This is a genomic window from Bacteroides sp. GD17 (assembly GCF_038448625.1).
Lineage (GTDB): Bacteria > Bacteroidota > Bacteroidia > Bacteroidales > Bacteroidaceae > Bacteroides.
Window position 1 is genome coordinate 113,149 of the sequence record NZ_JBCEZS010000014.1, and the last position, 15,618, is coordinate 128,766.

A 15,618-nucleotide genomic window follows, 5' to 3' on the forward strand; every position below is an offset into this window, starting at 1 on the left:
GTTACTTTCTATTTATGTAAGACCCCTCCGCCCGCAAGCGGGCACCTCCCCTTTCAGGCGGAGGAGTTTGAGATACACTTGTTATCACACGATGCTAAATTATCATTTCTTGGAAGACAGAAATACACTTCCTCCCACGATCTTATACTCTACCGGGATGGCATTCGTTATCGAACTCAGCACTGCCTCTACATTTTCCTTCTTCTTGAGCGTGCCCGAATAAGTCTTGCTCACATCGATACCGGGTGCCAGGATAATCTTCACTCCATAGGAGCTTTCCAGCGTGCGGGCTATCGTATAGATATCGGCCTTCTCGAACACAAACTCATTATTATGCCAATTCTCAATACCGGTATCTATCTGCTTCACGGTCAACCGCCTTGTAGCCCCGTTCAACTCGGCCTTCTGTCCCGGGGAGAGAATTATCAGACCTTCGTCATGGTTGCCCTTCACCTCGATTTCCCCTTTCAGCAATGTGGCTACGGCAGACATTTTCATCTTATCGGACTTCAAGTTGAAGGTTGTACCCAGCACTCTGACCTGCATCGCCTCGCTCTGCACAACGAAAGGTTTCTCCGGGTTTCTCATCACTTCAAAATAGCCCTCTCCCTCCAGATAAACCTTACGGCCATTCTCGGCAAAGGCCCGAGGATACTTTAAAGTAGTATATTTGTTCAACCAAACTTTTGTTCCGTCCGGCAGTTTCAGTTCCTTTATCTTATCCTGAGTGGTAACGGCCAGCAATGCTTCTGTATGGTTGTAGCCCTGATAAAAAAGATAACCCAAACTGCCCAAAAGGAAAAAACCGATAAACACAGCAGCATATCGCATCCAACCATACATCTTCCGCGTCTTATGCAGTTTCGTCTTCTCCTGCTCCAACCTCTTGAACAATCGCCTTTCTGCTTTTTCTATCTGCTCCGAGGCATAACTCGTTTTCCCCAGGTGGTATATCTCTTCGAGTCTGAACAGTTCGCGGGCATTGTCGGCCGACTCGTCCAGCCAGGCATTCACCTCACGAAGTTCGTCCTCGGTGCATTCACCCCTAAGGAACCTAACTATTATTTCCTCATTCAACTTCTTCATCTTTTTCTTCCTTTATGCTAATAAAACAACACTCTTCACAAAAACACTTACTTTCCCTAAAAAAAACAAAACCAGCATGAGGTTCAAATACCCCAGTCTGTCGCGCAACAACTTCAATGCCTTATACATGTGCGCCTCTACCGTCCGCAACGAAATTCCCATTGTTTCGGCTATATCTTTATTCTTCATATCGTGCAGATAGCTGAGTTTAAAGACCATCCTGCACTTATCCGGCAGTTCATTGATGGCTTCGGAAAGTTTCCTCCTGAGCTCGCTATCTTCAATCCGCTTCACTACATCGTTGCTGTCCGGCTGATAGAATTCAATCCTCTTCTTATGAACTTCGAGTGCAACGGCTTCGTAACTGTTCACTATTTCCCGATGCTTCAGCACATTCAGGGCACGGGTGTACACGGCCCGGTACAGAAAAGCCTGTATCTGCTCCCCTACCTTCATCGTCTCCTTCCGTCGCCACAACTCCACGAACACATCCTGCACTACGTCCTCTGCCTCGTCTTCTCCCACAATGCGTGTAGCGTAGAAAAGCAGATTGGCATAATACCTGCGGAAAAGAGCTCTATAAGTCTGGTCGAAATTTTCTTCCATAATCTTACATTATTTATCTGATATCACCGGACTGCCACTATATCCATTCATCAATTACTCATACCATGCCTGGCCCGGTTCGTTTCCCATTTCAAACTCCAGAACACCGCCATTCATTATTTGATCATGAGTAATATAACTTTTATCATAAGTTCTACCGTCGAACTTCACCGACCGGATGTAGCAATTCTCCCGACTAACTGCCGGAGCCAGCACCGTAAACACCTTACCGCCGGGCAGATGCATCTTCATCTCCGGATGCAGCGGCGTACCTATTTCGTACTTGCCGCTAACCGGATCTACCGGATAAAATCCCATCGCACTGAACACGTACCACGCAGACATCTGGCCACAATCTTCGTTGCCACACAATCCTGCCGGTGTATTCTTATAAAGCTCGTGCATCACCTCGGCTGCATATTTCTGGGTCTTCCAAGGTTGTCCCACAGCATTGAACAAGTAAATAACGTGATGACTCGGTTCATTGCCATGCGCATATTGCCCTATCATGCCCGTACTGAAGATGGGCAGATCATCGTCCGCCGCAGGATGGTAAGTGAACATACTGTCCAGTTTCTGCGCAAAACGCTCCTTACCGCCAACCAAAGAAATCAGTCCTTCGATATCTTGCTGCACCGACCAGAAGTATTGCCAGCCGTTGCTTTCGCAAATGTGCGGAGTATAATCGTCGGGAGAGAAACCTTCGATAAAACGCCCTTTGTCATCACGCGGCTGCATAAAGGAGGTTTGTGGATTATACACATTCTTATAATTCTGCGAGCGTTTGTAAAACTCATCCGCAATCTGCTGCTTGCCCAGCTTTTCCGCCATACGGGCTATGCAGTAATCATCATAAGCATATTCCAGTGTTTTGGAGAGTGACCAGTTTTCGGCATTATGTTCATCCGTGACGTCATAAGGCACATAACCTTTTTCTTTGTAGAGTCCGATGCCACGATAAGTATCTATATTGGCCGTAGCCACACAAGCGTCCAGCGCCTTCTCCGCATCAAAGTTGCCTATTCCTTTCAAGTAAGCATCTACAATGACGGGCACGGAATGATAACCTATCATCATATCCGTTTCACTACCATAGAAATTCCACACAGGCAGGCGTCCGTTCTGTTCATAGAAGGCAAGAAACGATTTCACCATATCGTTTACGCGCTGCGGTTCGATAAAAGTGTAGAGGGGATGAGCGGCCCGATAAGTATCCCACAAAGAGAACGTACTGTAGTTGGTCCAGCCATCTGCCTGATGGATCTTCTTGTCGGGGCCATAATAAGCACCGTCTACATCGCTATAGATGGTAGGCGCCAGCATCGAATGATACAATGCGGTATAGAACTTGACCATTTCGTCCTGATCCTCACTCTTGATTTCTATCTTGGAGAGTTGCTCATTCCAGTTCTTCCGCGTAGCCGCCAGGTATTTGTCGAAATCATCATCGGGCACTTCTGCAGAAAGATTACGCGCCGCGCCTTCCATGCTTACTCCCGAAATGGCTGTGCTGACAAGGATTTGCTCTCCCTGCTTCGTCTTGAAGTCGAAGCGGGCAATGGCAGAAGTCCCGATTCGTTTGCCATCCTTCAGAACGGCAGCCGTATCGAGCTGCATCGCAGTAAACGGACGGGAGAAGCGGGTACGGAAATAAATATGCTGGTCGCGTGCCCAACCGTCAGAGAAGCGATATCCCTGGATAGTCACCGAATCGACCACTTCGATACGCGTATCGTTCGTAAAGTCCCAGTTCATCGCCTTTCGCAGATTCAGGAAAATAGCCGCATCCGCTTCCGGAAAGGTATAACGCTGGATGCCGCAGCGCTCGGTGGCCGTCAGTTCTACGTTGATATCATAGTCTTTCAACCGGACTTGGTAATATCCGGCACTTGCCGACTCTTCCGAGTGGGAGAATAAGGAATGAATGCCGAGCGGAGCTTCTGCTTCTTTATAAGGCAATGTCACCGGCATAAAAGATATATCGTACAAATCGCCTGCTCCGGTGCCGGAGAGATGTGTATGGCTGAATCCAGCAATGGTACTGTCCGGATAGAAATACCCTGAGATGCGGTCCCATCCCGGGAGCCCGTTGTCCGGGCTAAGTTGAACCATACCAAACGGAGCCTGTGCGCCCGGATAGGTATTTCCGGTAAAATCCGTACCAATAAAAGGATTCACATAGTCGGCATAGCATTGGTCTACAGCTTCCGACACTTGGGATGTACATGCCCCAAAAGATAAAAGGGTAAGAAACGAACAACAAGATTTTATCAATTTCATAACATTATAGGGTTAACGTGTACATTATAACAATCCAAGCGGATAAAACACTTATTCCGTCTACCACCTTTCTTTCTCAACACAAATTAAAGGTAACAAAAATAATACAAAAATCCGATTAATCCTTATCTTTGTCGCAAAAAGCCGTAATAATATGAATTACACCACCTATCTTTTCGACTTTGATTATACTCTTGCCGACTCATCCCGAGGTATCGTCACCTGCTTTCAGAACGTCCTCAAACGCCACGGATACACGGCAGTGACAGACGAAGAAATAAAACGGACCATCGGCAAAACTCTGGAAGACTCCTTTTCCATCCTCACAGGAATAACAGACGCACAGCAGTTGGCTGACTTCAAAAAAGAATATGGCAAGGAAGCCGACGAGCACATGACGGTGAACACCATGCTGTTCCTCGAAACCAAATCCGTACTGATAGCACTGAAAGATGCCGGCGCGCGCATCGGAATCATATCAACCAAATTCCGCTTCCGGATCAAGGAGCTGTTGAGCCTGCACTTCCCCGAGAATTTCATGGATATTATAATAGGTGGAGAAGACGTAAAAACCGCCAAGCCCTCGCCCGAAGGCCTGCTGCTCGCCATCAAGCAACTGCACGTCACCAAAGCCGAAACGCTGTACATCGGCGACAGCATAGTCGATGCAGAAACGGCCCAGGCAGCAGGAGTAGACTTTGCCGGCGTCACCCACGGAGTGACTACCGCGCAAGAACTGGGTAGATATCCGCACCGCAAGATAATGGCAACACTGGAAGAACTGTTGGACAAGGACGAAGAGCAGCTGCTAAGCAAGAACGAAGAGCCGCCCTGCAAGAACGATACGTTACCGGACAAGTGCAATGAACCGCAACAGCCGGATTGCAGTTCCGACACCCCCGCCTTGCCTGAAAGCACTCCCCCCACCCCGCGAAAGAAAAAAAGAATCAGCACCGGGCAAACCATTCTTTTAGCTCTTTTCCTTTGGCTGGCATACGAAGAATTGGAATATTCGTCTGGCACCTGGCTCTTTCCGCTCCTCTTTGTACTGACGCTATGGGGCATCATACAAAAAAGGAAACTTCTCCCCGAACGCGTCACCGCCTTCATCGACCCGTGGTGGCATCCCTATGCCGTACGCCTGCGTGCGCTCCACCTCAAACTGGTGCGAGGCAAACAAGCGCCCCCCAACAGTGAAGAGAGCTGCACGTGCCGCAACTGCGAAACAATCTACATCGGCAACTATTGTCCCCGTTGCGGGCAAAGCCGGAAGACACCCCGCTACCGCTTCAGCAATGCCCTGAAGAATATATTGGGAGGATTTACAAACATAGACAACGGCTTCGGACGTACCCTTATAGACCTTCTCTACCGTCCGGGATATATGATCCGCGACTTCATCGACGGCAAGCGGATACAATACTTCCGCCCCTTCCAGACACTGTTTATCCTTGCCGCCCTCTACATCATGGCCGTACAAATAATAGATCCGGACGCGCTGAAGAAAAGAGAAACGCCCAAGGAGAAACAAGATATCGAAGACATTATCGCTGCGCGGGACGAACTGATACAAGATAGAGACAAAGCCCAGTCTGAGACAGAAAAACGAGTTCTCGACATCACCATAAAAAGTTTGGAAAAAAGTTTGGACAAAGCAGCGAAGAAGAGCGAAAAGACTTCTTCTGCTAAACGCGTGAGCGATGGTGATGATAAAGGTGTCATGGACGAGTTATTCGATGCCAGTTCGGAGGTAGGGACTAAGCTCGAAAAATACTTCGAAAACTCCCCCTTCCTGCAAAAAGTATGGAACTTGCTGAAAAGCTGGGCACATGGCAACAAGGCATTCAGCATCATCGCCACCCTGCCACTCTTTGCACTTGCCACCCTCATCGCCTTCCACCGCAAAAGGTACAAGTTGAACTACAACCTGACGGAGCATGTATTCATCCAAGCCTACATTGCCTGCCAGATACTCTTCCTGAGCATTGTCATACTACCCTTCAACGGCCATGCCAGGGTAAACGACCTGTACGAACTGCCCTGGTGGTTCATCTTCGCCCTTTTCTGGTGGGACTACAAGCAACTGTATAGCACCAGTTGGTGGAGAAGCTTCTGGCGTACCATACTTATGTTCTTCTACGCCCTCCTATTAATTACACTGTTTGCAGTAATCGTAGCGCTCCTTGTTATGGGGATACTCTATATACTGAAGCCGTTTATATAAGAAGAATAGCATAGCCCAATAAAGTCTGTTCACGCCTTGCGAATGCTTGTTCGCAAGGCGCGAACACATATTCAAGCACTGCGGATATCCGTTCGCAAGGCTTGAACAGAGAATAGTTACTAAAGAAAACAACTTTTCTCCATATCTCCCGCACTTTTTCTCTTAATGCCGAGGAACTTTTCTCTATACATCTTATCGGCAGCATCTATAGCAATCATCATAAAGCAATAAAACAAAAAGCAACGCCCTAAATAGAAAAAGTGATTAAAAAGATTTGTCCGTTCGAAATAAAACAGTAATTTTGTGCCCGATTATTCCGCACCGGGTTCGACCAAGTGCTTTCTAAGTGATTAGAGACCACCCGACGGAGCTAACTTATACATTATATATAAGAAATGTACGCAATTGTAGAAATCAACGGTCAGCAGTTTAAAGCAGAAGCTGGCAAGAAGCTGTTTGTACACCACATGCAGGAAGCAGAAAACGGTGCAACAGTAGAGTTTGAAAAGGTTCTTTTGGTAGACAAAGACGGTGCTATCACAGTAGGTGCTCCTACGGTAGAAGGTGCAAAGGTAGTTTGCCAGGTAGTATCCAGCATTGTAAAAGGTGACAAGGTTCTCGTTTTCCACAAGAAAAGAAGAAAAGGTCATCGTAAGTTGAACGGTCACCGTCAACAATTCACTGAGTTAACAATTACAGAAGTAGTAGCTTAATCAATTAAAAAAGTAAGAAGAAATGGCACATAAAAAAGGTGTCGGTAGTTCTAAGAACGGCCGCGAATCACAGAGTAAGAGATTAGGCGTTAAGATATTTGGTGGCGAAGCTTGCAAGGCAGGCAACATCATCGTTCGTCAAAGAGGTACTGAATTCCATCCGGGCAACAACATCGGTATGGGTAAAGACCACACTCTTTTCGCTTTGGTAGACGGAACTGTACAGTTCAAAGTAGGTAAGGCAGATAGACGTTCTATCTCAGTTATTCCTGCTGAAAAGACAGAAGCGTAAGTTTCCGAACAAGAAATAAGAAAAAGGGATGCAATCCACGAAGTTGCATCCCTTTCTTTTTTTCATGCTATTTCCAGTAATGCTTTTCCTAAAGAGTGAAGTTCATTAATGATTTCATCTCTCCGAGCTTTGGACGGCTTCTTTGTTCCACAGATATATGCCGCCATAAGACTCTGCTTTATTCCAAGGTTACGCGCTATTCCTGCAACATTAATCTGTGGAAATCTTTTAAACAGGGCATACAGTTCCGTTTTACCTTCCATCGAATCTGCCTTAAAAAAGCCCTCATAGCTCAAGTCTTCATCAAGTTCCGACCAATGAACACCGATGTTGTCAGTTTCAAAATTCCGCAACTGTTCAGGGGTAGCGAGGCGAAGACGCTCATAATTATCTATCGCTTCTTTGCGTTCGATACCATCAGCAGTGAGTATATGCACATAATGTTCGTCTACCCATACTTTTGTAACATCTACTTTCATAATACCTCCGTTTTCTTATTCTTATTAAAAAACTCATTCCATCTTTCGGCAATCAGTTCTTTGTTTTCTTCTATAACCATTTCGGCCATCTTGATCTCATTCGGCTGAAGGCCATTGTTTTCAACTAAAACAACTTCCGGTTCAATATTAAACTTGGCATTCTCCTTCACCTTTCCTTTTCCTTTAACGACATGAACATGAATGGGTTCATGATCATTAGAGTAAAACATAAAGCGAAGTCCGAAAAATATAAATAGTAGCGGCATGTTCTTTTCTCCTTTTAATCTTATCACAAAGATAGGTTATTAATTAATAACCGTCAAGCCATTACCGAACTTTATTTGCCTCTCAAAAAGGCATATTCATATATTTTATCTTGTTTATTATACGTTTTCCGCATAATTTCATGCAATAAGAAGCATTTTCTCTATCTTTGCAGCACTTTAAGAATCATAAAAACAAGTATAAGATATGCTTACTATCAAACAAATTACAGAAAACACCGACGCGGTGATCCGCGGTCTGGAGAAGAAGCACTTCAAGAATGCCCAGGAAACCATCGGCCAAGTACTTGAAGCCAACGACAAACGACGTAGCACCCAAACTTTATTAGATAAAAACCTCGCTGAGGTGAATTTGCTTTCCAAATCCATCGGCCAACTGATGAAAGAAGGCAAGAAAGAGGAGGCAGAAGCCGCCAAGAACCGTGTAGCCGAACTGAAAGAAGCCAATAAAGGCCTCCAGGCCGACATGGACCAGGCAGCCGAAGACATGCAAAACCTGCTCTATACCATCCCCAACGTTCCTTATGACAGCGTGCCCGAAGGAGTAGGCGCCGAAGACAACGTGGTAGAGAAGATGGGCGGCATGGAAACTGAACTGCCCAAAGATGCCCTGCCCCACTGGGAACTGACCAAGAAATACGATTTGATAGACTTCGACTTGGGTGTGAAAATCACCGGTGCAGGTTTCCCCGTATATAAAGGTAAAGGCGCGCAACTGCAACGTGCACTCATCAACTTCTTCCTGGACGAAGCCCGCAAATCCGGCTATATGGAGATAATGCCTCCTACAGTGGTAAATGCCGCTTCCGGCTACGGCACGGGACAACTGCCCGACAAAGAAGGACAGATGTACCATTGCGAAGTAGACGATTTATACTTGATTCCGACTGCCGAAGTACCTGTAACAAACATCTATCGCGATGTTATCTTGGACGAAAAGCAGCTTCCAATCAAGAACTGTGCTTATACTCAGTGTTTCCGTCGCGAAGCCGGTTCCTACGGCAAGGATGTACGCGGACTGAACCGTCTGCACGAGTTCTCCAAAGTGGAGCTTGTGCGTATCGACAAGCCGGAACACAGCAAGCAGTCTCACCAGGAAATGCTGGACCATGTAGAAAGATTGCTCCAGAAGTTGGAACTCCCCTACCGCATCCTCCGTCTTTGTGGTGGTGACATGAGTTTTACGGCTGCCCTTTGCTTCGACTTCGAGGTTTATTCCGAAGCGCAGAAGCGCTGGCTGGAAGTAAGCTCCGTATCCAACTTCGACACTTATCAAGCCAATCGTCTGAAGTGCCGCTACCGCACGGCAGAGAAGAAAACCGAGCTTTGCCATACGCTGAACGGTTCTGCATTGGCGCTGCCACGCATTGTTGCCGCATTGCTGGAAAATAACCAGACACCGGAAGGCATCCGCATCCCAAAGGCGCTGGTGCCGTATACGGGATTTGAGATGATCGACTAAGCATTAAAGCTGAAAGCTTATTACCTTATTAAGACTGAATATCTATTAGCTTCTAAGGTTAAATATTTATTAACCTCTAAAGCAAAAAGTTTATTGACTTCTAAGACAAAAGGCTTATTGACTTCTTAGGCGAAGGATTTATTGACTTCTTAGGCAAAAGATTTATTGACTTCTTAGGTGAAGCTCTTATTAAGAAACTTATGGCTTCTAAGGCTGAAAGCCTTATATCTATCAACCCGGGGCATCGCCCCGGGTTGATTGTATCTTACCATCTTACGCCCTGAAAGGGCAAAATCTAATCATCATCATACTACCGGCAAATGACCTGAATGAGATACATTGTTATATAGGAGGAATTATCAACCACAATTTATGCAAAAGTATCGTCGTAGGTGGTACGCCCAATCATATTCATATCCTTTGCGAACTTGCAAGCACTGTCTCCATCTCTATGCTATTACAAGAGATAAAAAGAAGTTCTTCAAAATGGATAAAGAACAAATACCCCCAAAAACAATACTTTGCCTGGCAAAATGGATATGCGGCATTCTCTGTCAGCCAGTCAAAGTTAGATGCAGTAAGAAATTATATCCAAAACCAACAGGAGCATCATACCAAAAAATCATTTAGAGAAGAACTTCTTGAGTTCTTAAAGAGTTATCAAGTAGAATATAAGGAAGAATATTTGTAGACATAGGATTTTGCCCTTTCAGGGCGTAAGATAGTGAGGTGGTTTAAACCCAGGGCGTTGCCCTGGGCTGATAGATGTAAGCCTTACAGGCTTAGCTGATAAATAAGACTTTGCAAGCTTAACTAATAAATAAAAACCTTGCAAGCTTATGAAACCCTTACAACGTATTCTTCAATATCCGCGCAAACACCTCTTCGCGGAAGTTACGGGCCACGGGGATGGTATGCTGCCTGACTATGATTTGATTACCGTCTATCATATCAATCTTATTCAGATTAATAAGGTAGGATTTGTGTACTTGCAGGAAGAGTCCTTTGGGGAGCGCTTCTATCATATGCTTCATGGTGGAGCGCACCAATAGCTTCGCACTCTCCGTATAAATGCAGACATAATTCTCCAAACCCTCTACCACGAGGATGTCTTTGAGATGCACCTTATGCATCTGTCGGTCGGAGCGGACAAAGATGAAATCTGTATTCTCCTCCTGCCGATCCTCTTGCAGCAGCAGGCTGTGTACCTTGTTCACTGCTTTCAGAAAGCGGTCGAACGAAAACGGCTTCAGCAGATAATCCGCCACATCGAGTTCATAACCTTTCAGTGCATACTGTTCGTAGGCAGAGGTGATAATGACGTGCGGCGAATGAGCGAGGGATGCCAGCAACTCGAGCCCGGAAAGATAAGGCATCTCGATGTCCAGGAACAACAAATCCGGCTGTTCGGTCTGCAAAAGGGTATTCAGTTGCATTGCGTCTTCGCACACTGCCGTCAGGGTCAGGAAATCCACTTTCTCCACGTAACGCCGCAACCCTTCGCAAGCGGTAGGTTCATCGTCGGTTATCACACATTTTATCTGCATCATGCTATAATTTTATCATAAGTTTCACCGTAAACAATGTCTCTTCCTTATTAATATCCAGTGTATAGCGCCCGAGATAAAGCAACTCCAACCGACGCTTCAGGTTCTCGATGCCGATACCTTGTTTCTTTTTCGGTTGCATCACCGATTCCGGAACGGAGTTCTCGACAAAGAAGTGCAATTCGTCATCTTTCAGCCTCAGCTCTATGGTAATAAAGTACTCCCCACCTACATACTTGAAAGCATTCTCCACCAACGGTACAAACAGCAACGGATAGATCTCGCATTCTTCCGGTATCTCGTCGAAGTGTACCTGCAACTGCAAGCGTTTCGTAGCACGGAGCTTACAAAGACTGATGTATTGCTTCAGGTAGTCGGCTTCGACACGCACCCGTACTTTTTCACCATCGTTATACAGTTGGTAACGAAGCAAGTCCGACAGCTGTTCCAGCGTACGCCGCGGCGCTTCGTTCTTTTCGTCTATCTGAAAATACACCGTATTGAGCACATTGAAGAGAAAGTGCGGATGGTACTGCGCTTTCAGGAACTTCAACTCCGTTTGAAGCTGGTCGTTCTTTATCTTCTCCAATTGCAGGCGCTGGGCTTCGTTCTCCTTTTGTATCAGCTGATTGCGCAGAAATCCATAAAAGAAACCGGACAGCAAGACTGCAACCACCATTGGAATAGGGACATCGTAGAGATCAAGTTCCACACCCATCAACAGCCGGATAATCCACATCGTCACAAGGCACCAGAACGGAGTACCCAAAACAATCGCTCCATACTCTCTCCACCATGGCAACCTCTTCCGCCGGCATATGTGAAGCCAGCGTTTCAAGGCAAACACTGCCGGATAAGATACCACAAGCACGGTCAGCACGTCTTTCAACATGAAATCCAAGGCATTCCCTTCCCAGTAGAATTCACGTTTCGGAATATCATTTGCCACGCGAACACATAAGAAAAGAATTACGCCGAACCCTGCCGGCACCAGCCATTTACTCCAATTTCTGTTCATAGTAATTACAAATTTACTCTTTTTGTCTCATCCAACCCATTTTTCCGCCTGCTTTCTTTCACTTCACTCCCCTTTTGGAAACGCCACGAAAAAGCAATGCCTATCACACGCTGACTGCTATCGCCATGCGAATCCACATATGCCTTGGTACCAACCGCCCGTACATCCACCCGTTCATTAGCGGTTCCGAAAATATCTTTGGCAAACAAGCCGACAGTCCCTTTGCCACGTAATATCTTTTTCTGAATACCGGCATTTACTTCCAATGTCGGATGCACGGTAGCCTGCCCGTAAGCCATCCTGCCCCGATAGTTGGCGGACAGTTCTGCCGACCAGGTACGTGTAAACGTAAACTGGTTCATGCTGCTGACAAGGGGAGTAAGCAGACTGTTCCTCATCCTCTCACCTTGCTCCGTCCAACGATAACGGTTATAGAGCCCGATAGCCGTCAAGTGCATCTTCCACCAGGATGCCAGCGAAAGATTGGCGGCATGAATACGCAGCCCGGTCTGCACATAGGAGGCAAGATTCTCGGGAGTGACATAAATACGCAAGTCTTCTTGAGCCTGATAGGTTTTCATAATAGCATCGTCAGTGTGCGAGAAGAAAAGAACGGTTTGCAGCCATTCATGGTGTACATAGGCCAGCTCGATGTTGTCCGAAAATGACGGGCGCAGACGGGTATTACCACCTTCGTGCGTATAGTCGTCGAAGATATAGGTAAAAGGATTCAAGTCCTGGTAATTGGGACGGGTAATGCGCCGGCTGTAAGAAAACTGAAAAGCACTTCCACCCTCCAGCCCATACTGCACGGAACAGGTGGGAAACAGATGTACATAGTTCGTTGTGAACGACGAATCGCGCTGCACGGTATTCCCGCTCAGTTCGCCATGCACACGGGTATGCTCCAACCTCAATCCTGCCGAAAACTTCAGGTGACGGTGCTCATAACCGGCTTGCAAGTATGCGGCATTGATATTCTCATCGTAAACAAAACGGGAGCCGAGCGAACCATCCGCCTGCCAGCCCGACGGTACCGGACGCAGGTACCCGGCATCATTGTCTATCTTGACGAAAGCGGATTTGCCCCCGCCATGCAGCTTCCATTGTTCGTTCAACGGATAAGTCACATCCGCCTGTCCGGCATAGATATGGATGCGTCCCTGCATATCTCCCTTCAACGTATCGGGTTTGGAATAATGTATGTGCTGGAGCTCCGAACGGTCATAGCTGAAATAGTCAAAAGCAGCAGAGACCTCGCCCCCCTCTTGCTCGAAACGATGCATAAAATTTGTTCCGGCAGAGAAGTTGTTCCAATCAGAATCTACATGCCCATCAGTCGTCTCCGGTCTTCCCGCCCCTTGCGTTTCGATAAGCATAGTTGCATTTTCGGTTCTGCCGGATAAGTTGCCATTCAACGATACGCCCCATACTGTGCGCGGATTGAGGTAAAAGTCGCAACCGCCACGGAGATAATGCGAATAAGTACTCCGCCTCCGGTAAGAAGTTTGTAACATCCGTTCATCTCCATTGAAGGCACGGTCGATGTCCATATCTATCGTCTGATTTCCCAGATAATAGGAATAGGTCAGAAAGAAATTAAACTTATCCTGCCGCAGGTTCATGAAAGCGCTGCCATATCCGCCACCACCCGAGCGACCGAGAGTACCGTTGCCGTTCAAGGCAAGATTCATGCCGCGCAGCTTTATCTTGCGGGTACGGATGTCAATCATGCCTGTACTTCCTGCCGCTTCGTAGCGCGCAGAGGGTTGGGTGACAAGGTCTATCTTATCGGCATTCGTAGCAGGAGTGGAACGCAACAAGTTCACCAGTTCTTCACCGGAAAGATAAGTCGGTTTGCCGTCCATCAAGACCTGTACCCCACTCTTTCCATTCAGCAGGATGCCGCCTTTGGAGTCGATCATCACTCCCGGCAAAGAAGAAAGCACATCATAAAGACTGCCAGTGCTTTGAGTGATAGATGCATCCATCCGGTAAGTGGTCTTTCCGGCGGACATTTCCACCAACGGTAGCTTGGCGGTTACTACGATTTCCCCTAAACGCTGGTCGGCAATAGTGTCCTGCTGTGCCCTGCCAACCAAGGGCATGCCTAACAGGATGATTCCCCAAAATGCTTTTATACACATAGTCTCTGTTTTTTGTTTTAAAAGTAGAGAAGGGAAGCAAAGCGGACAAATTATAGTGACGAAGGGAAGGCAACCGGTGACAAACGGCATAAAAGCACCCCGATGCTGCCTGAATACAAATTATACGATTTGTATTATACAACTTGTATAATACGAAATAAATAATTAGCTTTGTACATCTAACGAATGTACGCCATGACTCAAAAAGAAAAGAATCCATTTATTCTCACCGGAGCTATTCCCGCCGAATACTTTTGTGACCGCCGGGAAGAATCGAAACGCCTCATCCGCACCGTTACCCAAAGCGGTAACCTCTGTCTTATATCTCCCCGCCGCATGGGAAAATCCAAATTGGTCCGTTTCTGCTATGACAAGCCGGAAATGAACGAAGCATACTACACTTTCTACATTGACATACTTCATACTTCCAGCCTGCGCGAATTCACATACGCCTTCGGGCAATGCGTATTCGAGACTTTGCGCAGCCAAAGCCAGAAAATGCTGACCATGCTGACACAAGGATTGAAATCCATACAAGCCAAGTTTGGCTTCGACCCCATAAACTACACTCCCACCTTCAGTCTGGAACTGGGAGATATCACCATGCCCGAATTCACACTGAATGAAATCTTTCAATGCCTGGAACAAGCCGATAAGCCTTGTATCGTGACATTCGACGAGTTTCAGCAGATAACCAAATATCCCGAAAAGAACGTAGAGGCTCTGCTCCGCTCCCACATCCAGCATCTCGGGAATGTCCATTTCATCTTTGCCGGAAGCGAGCGCCACCTGGTGTCGGAAATGTTCCAGTCATCGGCACGCCCTTTTTACAACAGCACCGACATGATGGAACTTCATCCCATCAGCACCGGAGAATACGTGCCTTTTGTAACGAAATGGTTTGCCGCCTACCAAAAGACAATCGGCAATGACTTAGTACTACGCACCTATCGGCTCTTCGAAGGAAATACGTACTATATGCAAAAAGCTTTTCACGAAGCTTTCATCAACACAACGAAAGGAAGCGAATGCACGGAACCTCTGATGTACAGCACCATTCAAAGTATGCTCGAAGATGCCGCCGACGGCTACCGCCAACTATTATCCCGCATTCCCGAAAGACAAAAAGAAGTGCTCTATGCCATAGCTGCCGAAGGACAGGCAAGCAAGATAATGAGCGCTGCCTTCATCAAAAGCCACTCGCTGACCTCCGCGAGTGCCGTACAGGCAGCTACCCGCAAGTTACTGGAAGCCGACTTGCTTACTGTTGAAAACGAGGTCTATTATGTACCCGACATCTTGCTACGCATCTATTTAAGGAAGCTGCAAGGCATTGAAACGCAATTATAAGTATCTATCACACTACAAGGGGGATAAACTGCACCGAAGCAGTTTTCTCCCATTCTTTTTTGATATTAGTAAATAACCCGTATCTTTGCAAACCGTAACAATCTGAAAGTAATTACGTAATTATACCAAC

Annotated in this window: 14 protein-coding genes; 6 read left to right on the forward strand and 8 right to left on the reverse strand. The window is 46.7% G+C overall.

Annotation, left to right across the window (positions count from 1 at the left end; all coding sequences use genetic code 11):
- Positions 1–102: 102 nt before the first annotated feature.
- From AAE250_RS18950 to AAE250_RS18960, 3 genes are read right to left on the reverse strand one after another with little or no spacing between them, the layout of a single operon-like run.
- Complete coding sequence (locus AAE250_RS18950; RefSeq protein ID WP_294601544.1) at positions 103–1,086, reverse strand: FecR family protein; 984 nt, start codon at positions 1,084–1,086, stop codon at positions 103–105.
- A 12-nt stretch (positions 1,087–1,098) separates the two neighbouring features.
- Positions 1,099–1,692 carry an RNA polymerase sigma-70 factor gene (locus AAE250_RS18955; RefSeq protein WP_294601546.1) on the reverse strand — a complete coding sequence of 198 codons (594 nt, stop codon included), beginning with the start codon at positions 1,690–1,692 and terminating at the stop codon, positions 1,099–1,101.
- 54 nt (positions 1,693–1,746) lie between these two features.
- Positions 1,747–3,972 carry a GH92 family glycosyl hydrolase gene (locus AAE250_RS18960; protein WP_294601548.1) on the reverse strand — a complete coding sequence of 742 codons (2,226 nt, stop codon included), beginning with the start codon at positions 3,970–3,972 and terminating at the stop codon, positions 1,747–1,749.
- Positions 3,973–4,126: 154 nt separating this feature from the next.
- Here AAE250_RS18960 and AAE250_RS18965 point away from each other — a divergent pair, with 154 nt between their 5' ends.
- The 3 genes from AAE250_RS18965 to rpmA all read left to right on the forward strand — a co-directional run bounded on the left by AAE250_RS18965 (position 4,127) and on the right by rpmA (position 7,201).
- A complete protein-coding gene (locus tag AAE250_RS18965; RefSeq protein WP_294601549.1) occupies positions 4,127–6,196 on the forward strand; it encodes an HAD-IA family hydrolase in 2,070 nt (689 codons plus the stop codon).
- Positions 6,197–6,591: 395 nt separating this feature from the next.
- Entirely contained in the window at positions 6,592–6,909 is a 318-nt protein-coding gene (gene rplU / locus AAE250_RS18970; protein WP_294601551.1) for a 50S ribosomal protein L21, read from the forward strand.
- Positions 6,910–6,931: 22 nt separating this feature from the next.
- On the forward strand, positions 6,932–7,201 hold the full coding sequence (gene rpmA / locus AAE250_RS18975) for a 50S ribosomal protein L27 (RefSeq protein WP_294601552.1): 270 nt from the start codon (positions 6,932–6,934) through the stop codon (positions 7,199–7,201).
- Between the two features lie 62 nt (positions 7,202–7,263).
- Here the strand turns inward: rpmA and AAE250_RS18980 are convergent, their stop codons facing one another.
- Together AAE250_RS18980 and AAE250_RS18985 are read right to left on the reverse strand one after the other, a co-directional pair.
- Positions 7,264–7,680: a DUF2442 domain-containing protein gene (locus AAE250_RS18980; protein WP_294601553.1), complete on the reverse strand. Its 417-nt coding sequence runs from the start codon at positions 7,678–7,680 to the stop codon at positions 7,264–7,266.
- Complete coding sequence (locus AAE250_RS18985) at positions 7,677–7,973, reverse strand: DUF4160 domain-containing protein (RefSeq protein ID WP_446715774.1); 297 nt, start codon at positions 7,971–7,973, stop codon at positions 7,677–7,679. Before AAE250_RS18985 ends, AAE250_RS18980 begins: the two co-directional genes overlap by 4 nt.
- 178 nt (positions 7,974–8,151) lie before the next feature.
- Here AAE250_RS18985 and serS point away from each other — a divergent pair, with 178 nt between their 5' ends.
- Together serS and AAE250_RS18995 are read left to right on the forward strand one after the other, a co-directional pair.
- A complete protein-coding gene (gene serS, locus AAE250_RS18990; protein WP_294601554.1) occupies positions 8,152–9,426 on the forward strand; it encodes a serine--tRNA ligase in 1,275 nt (424 codons plus the stop codon).
- Between the two features lie 334 nt (positions 9,427–9,760).
- A complete protein-coding gene (locus tag AAE250_RS18995; protein ID WP_294601625.1) occupies positions 9,761–10,117 on the forward strand; it encodes a transposase in 357 nt (118 codons plus the stop codon).
- A 157-nt stretch (positions 10,118–10,274) separates the two neighbouring features.
- On the opposite strand, the gene AAE250_RS19000 is transcribed toward AAE250_RS18995, so the two are convergent.
- Genes AAE250_RS19000 through AAE250_RS19010 form a run of 3 tightly spaced genes read right to left on the reverse strand, consistent with a single transcriptional unit; the run spans position 10,275 to position 14,138 of the window.
- Entirely contained in the window at positions 10,275–10,973 is a 699-nt protein-coding gene (locus AAE250_RS19000; RefSeq protein ID WP_294601626.1) for a LytR/AlgR family response regulator transcription factor, read from the reverse strand.
- 4 nt (positions 10,974–10,977) lie between these two features.
- Positions 10,978–11,991: a sensor histidine kinase gene (locus AAE250_RS19005; RefSeq protein WP_294601555.1), complete on the reverse strand. Its 1,014-nt coding sequence runs from the start codon at positions 11,989–11,991 to the stop codon at positions 10,978–10,980.
- Positions 11,992–11,996: 5 nt separating this feature from the next.
- Positions 11,997–14,138 (reverse strand): outer membrane beta-barrel family protein, encoded by a 2,142-nt coding sequence (locus tag AAE250_RS19010; RefSeq protein ID WP_294601557.1) that lies wholly within the window; start codon positions 14,136–14,138, stop codon positions 11,997–11,999.
- Between the two features lie 195 nt (positions 14,139–14,333).
- On the opposite strand from AAE250_RS19010, the gene AAE250_RS19015 reads away from it, so the two are divergent.
- The gene (locus tag AAE250_RS19015) at positions 14,334–15,488 is read left to right on the forward strand and encodes an AAA family ATPase (protein WP_294601558.1); all 1,155 of its coding nucleotides are present in this window, start codon (positions 14,334–14,336) and stop codon (positions 15,486–15,488) included.
- The last annotated feature ends 130 nt before the right edge of the window (positions 15,489–15,618 follow it).

Bases quoted from the DNA above. Each gene is read 5' to 3' on its own strand.
- AAE250_RS18950 (WP_294601544.1), bottom strand. From the start codon at position 1,086: ATGAAGAAGTTGAATGAGGAAATAATAGTTAGGTTCCTTAGGGGTGAA.
- AAE250_RS18955 (WP_294601546.1), bottom strand. From the start codon at position 1,692: ATGGAAGAAAATTTCGACCAGACTTATAGAGCTCTTTTCCGCAGGTAT.
- AAE250_RS18960 (WP_294601548.1), bottom strand. From the start codon at position 3,972: ATGAAATTGATAAAATCTTGTTGTTCGTTTCTTACCCTTTTATCTTTT.
- AAE250_RS18965 (WP_294601549.1), top strand. From the start codon at position 4,127: ATGAATTACACCACCTATCTTTTCGACTTTGATTATACTCTTGCCGAC.
- rplU (WP_294601551.1), top strand. From the start codon at position 6,592: ATGTACGCAATTGTAGAAATCAACGGTCAGCAGTTTAAAGCAGAAGCT.
- rpmA (WP_294601552.1), top strand. From the start codon at position 6,932: ATGGCACATAAAAAAGGTGTCGGTAGTTCTAAGAACGGCCGCGAATCA.
- AAE250_RS18980 (WP_294601553.1), bottom strand. From the start codon at position 7,680: ATGAAAGTAGATGTTACAAAAGTATGGGTAGACGAACATTATGTGCAT.
- serS (WP_294601554.1), top strand. From the start codon at position 8,152: ATGCTTACTATCAAACAAATTACAGAAAACACCGACGCGGTGATCCGC.
- AAE250_RS19000 (WP_294601626.1), bottom strand. From the start codon at position 10,973: ATGCAGATAAAATGTGTGATAACCGACGATGAACCTACCGCTTGCGAA.
- AAE250_RS19005 (WP_294601555.1), bottom strand. From the start codon at position 11,991: ATGAACAGAAATTGGAGTAAATGGCTGGTGCCGGCAGGGTTCGGCGTA.
- AAE250_RS19010 (WP_294601557.1), bottom strand. From the start codon at position 14,138: ATGTGTATAAAAGCATTTTGGGGAATCATCCTGTTAGGCATGCCCTTG.
- AAE250_RS19015 (WP_294601558.1), top strand. From the start codon at position 14,334: ATGACTCAAAAAGAAAAGAATCCATTTATTCTCACCGGAGCTATTCCC.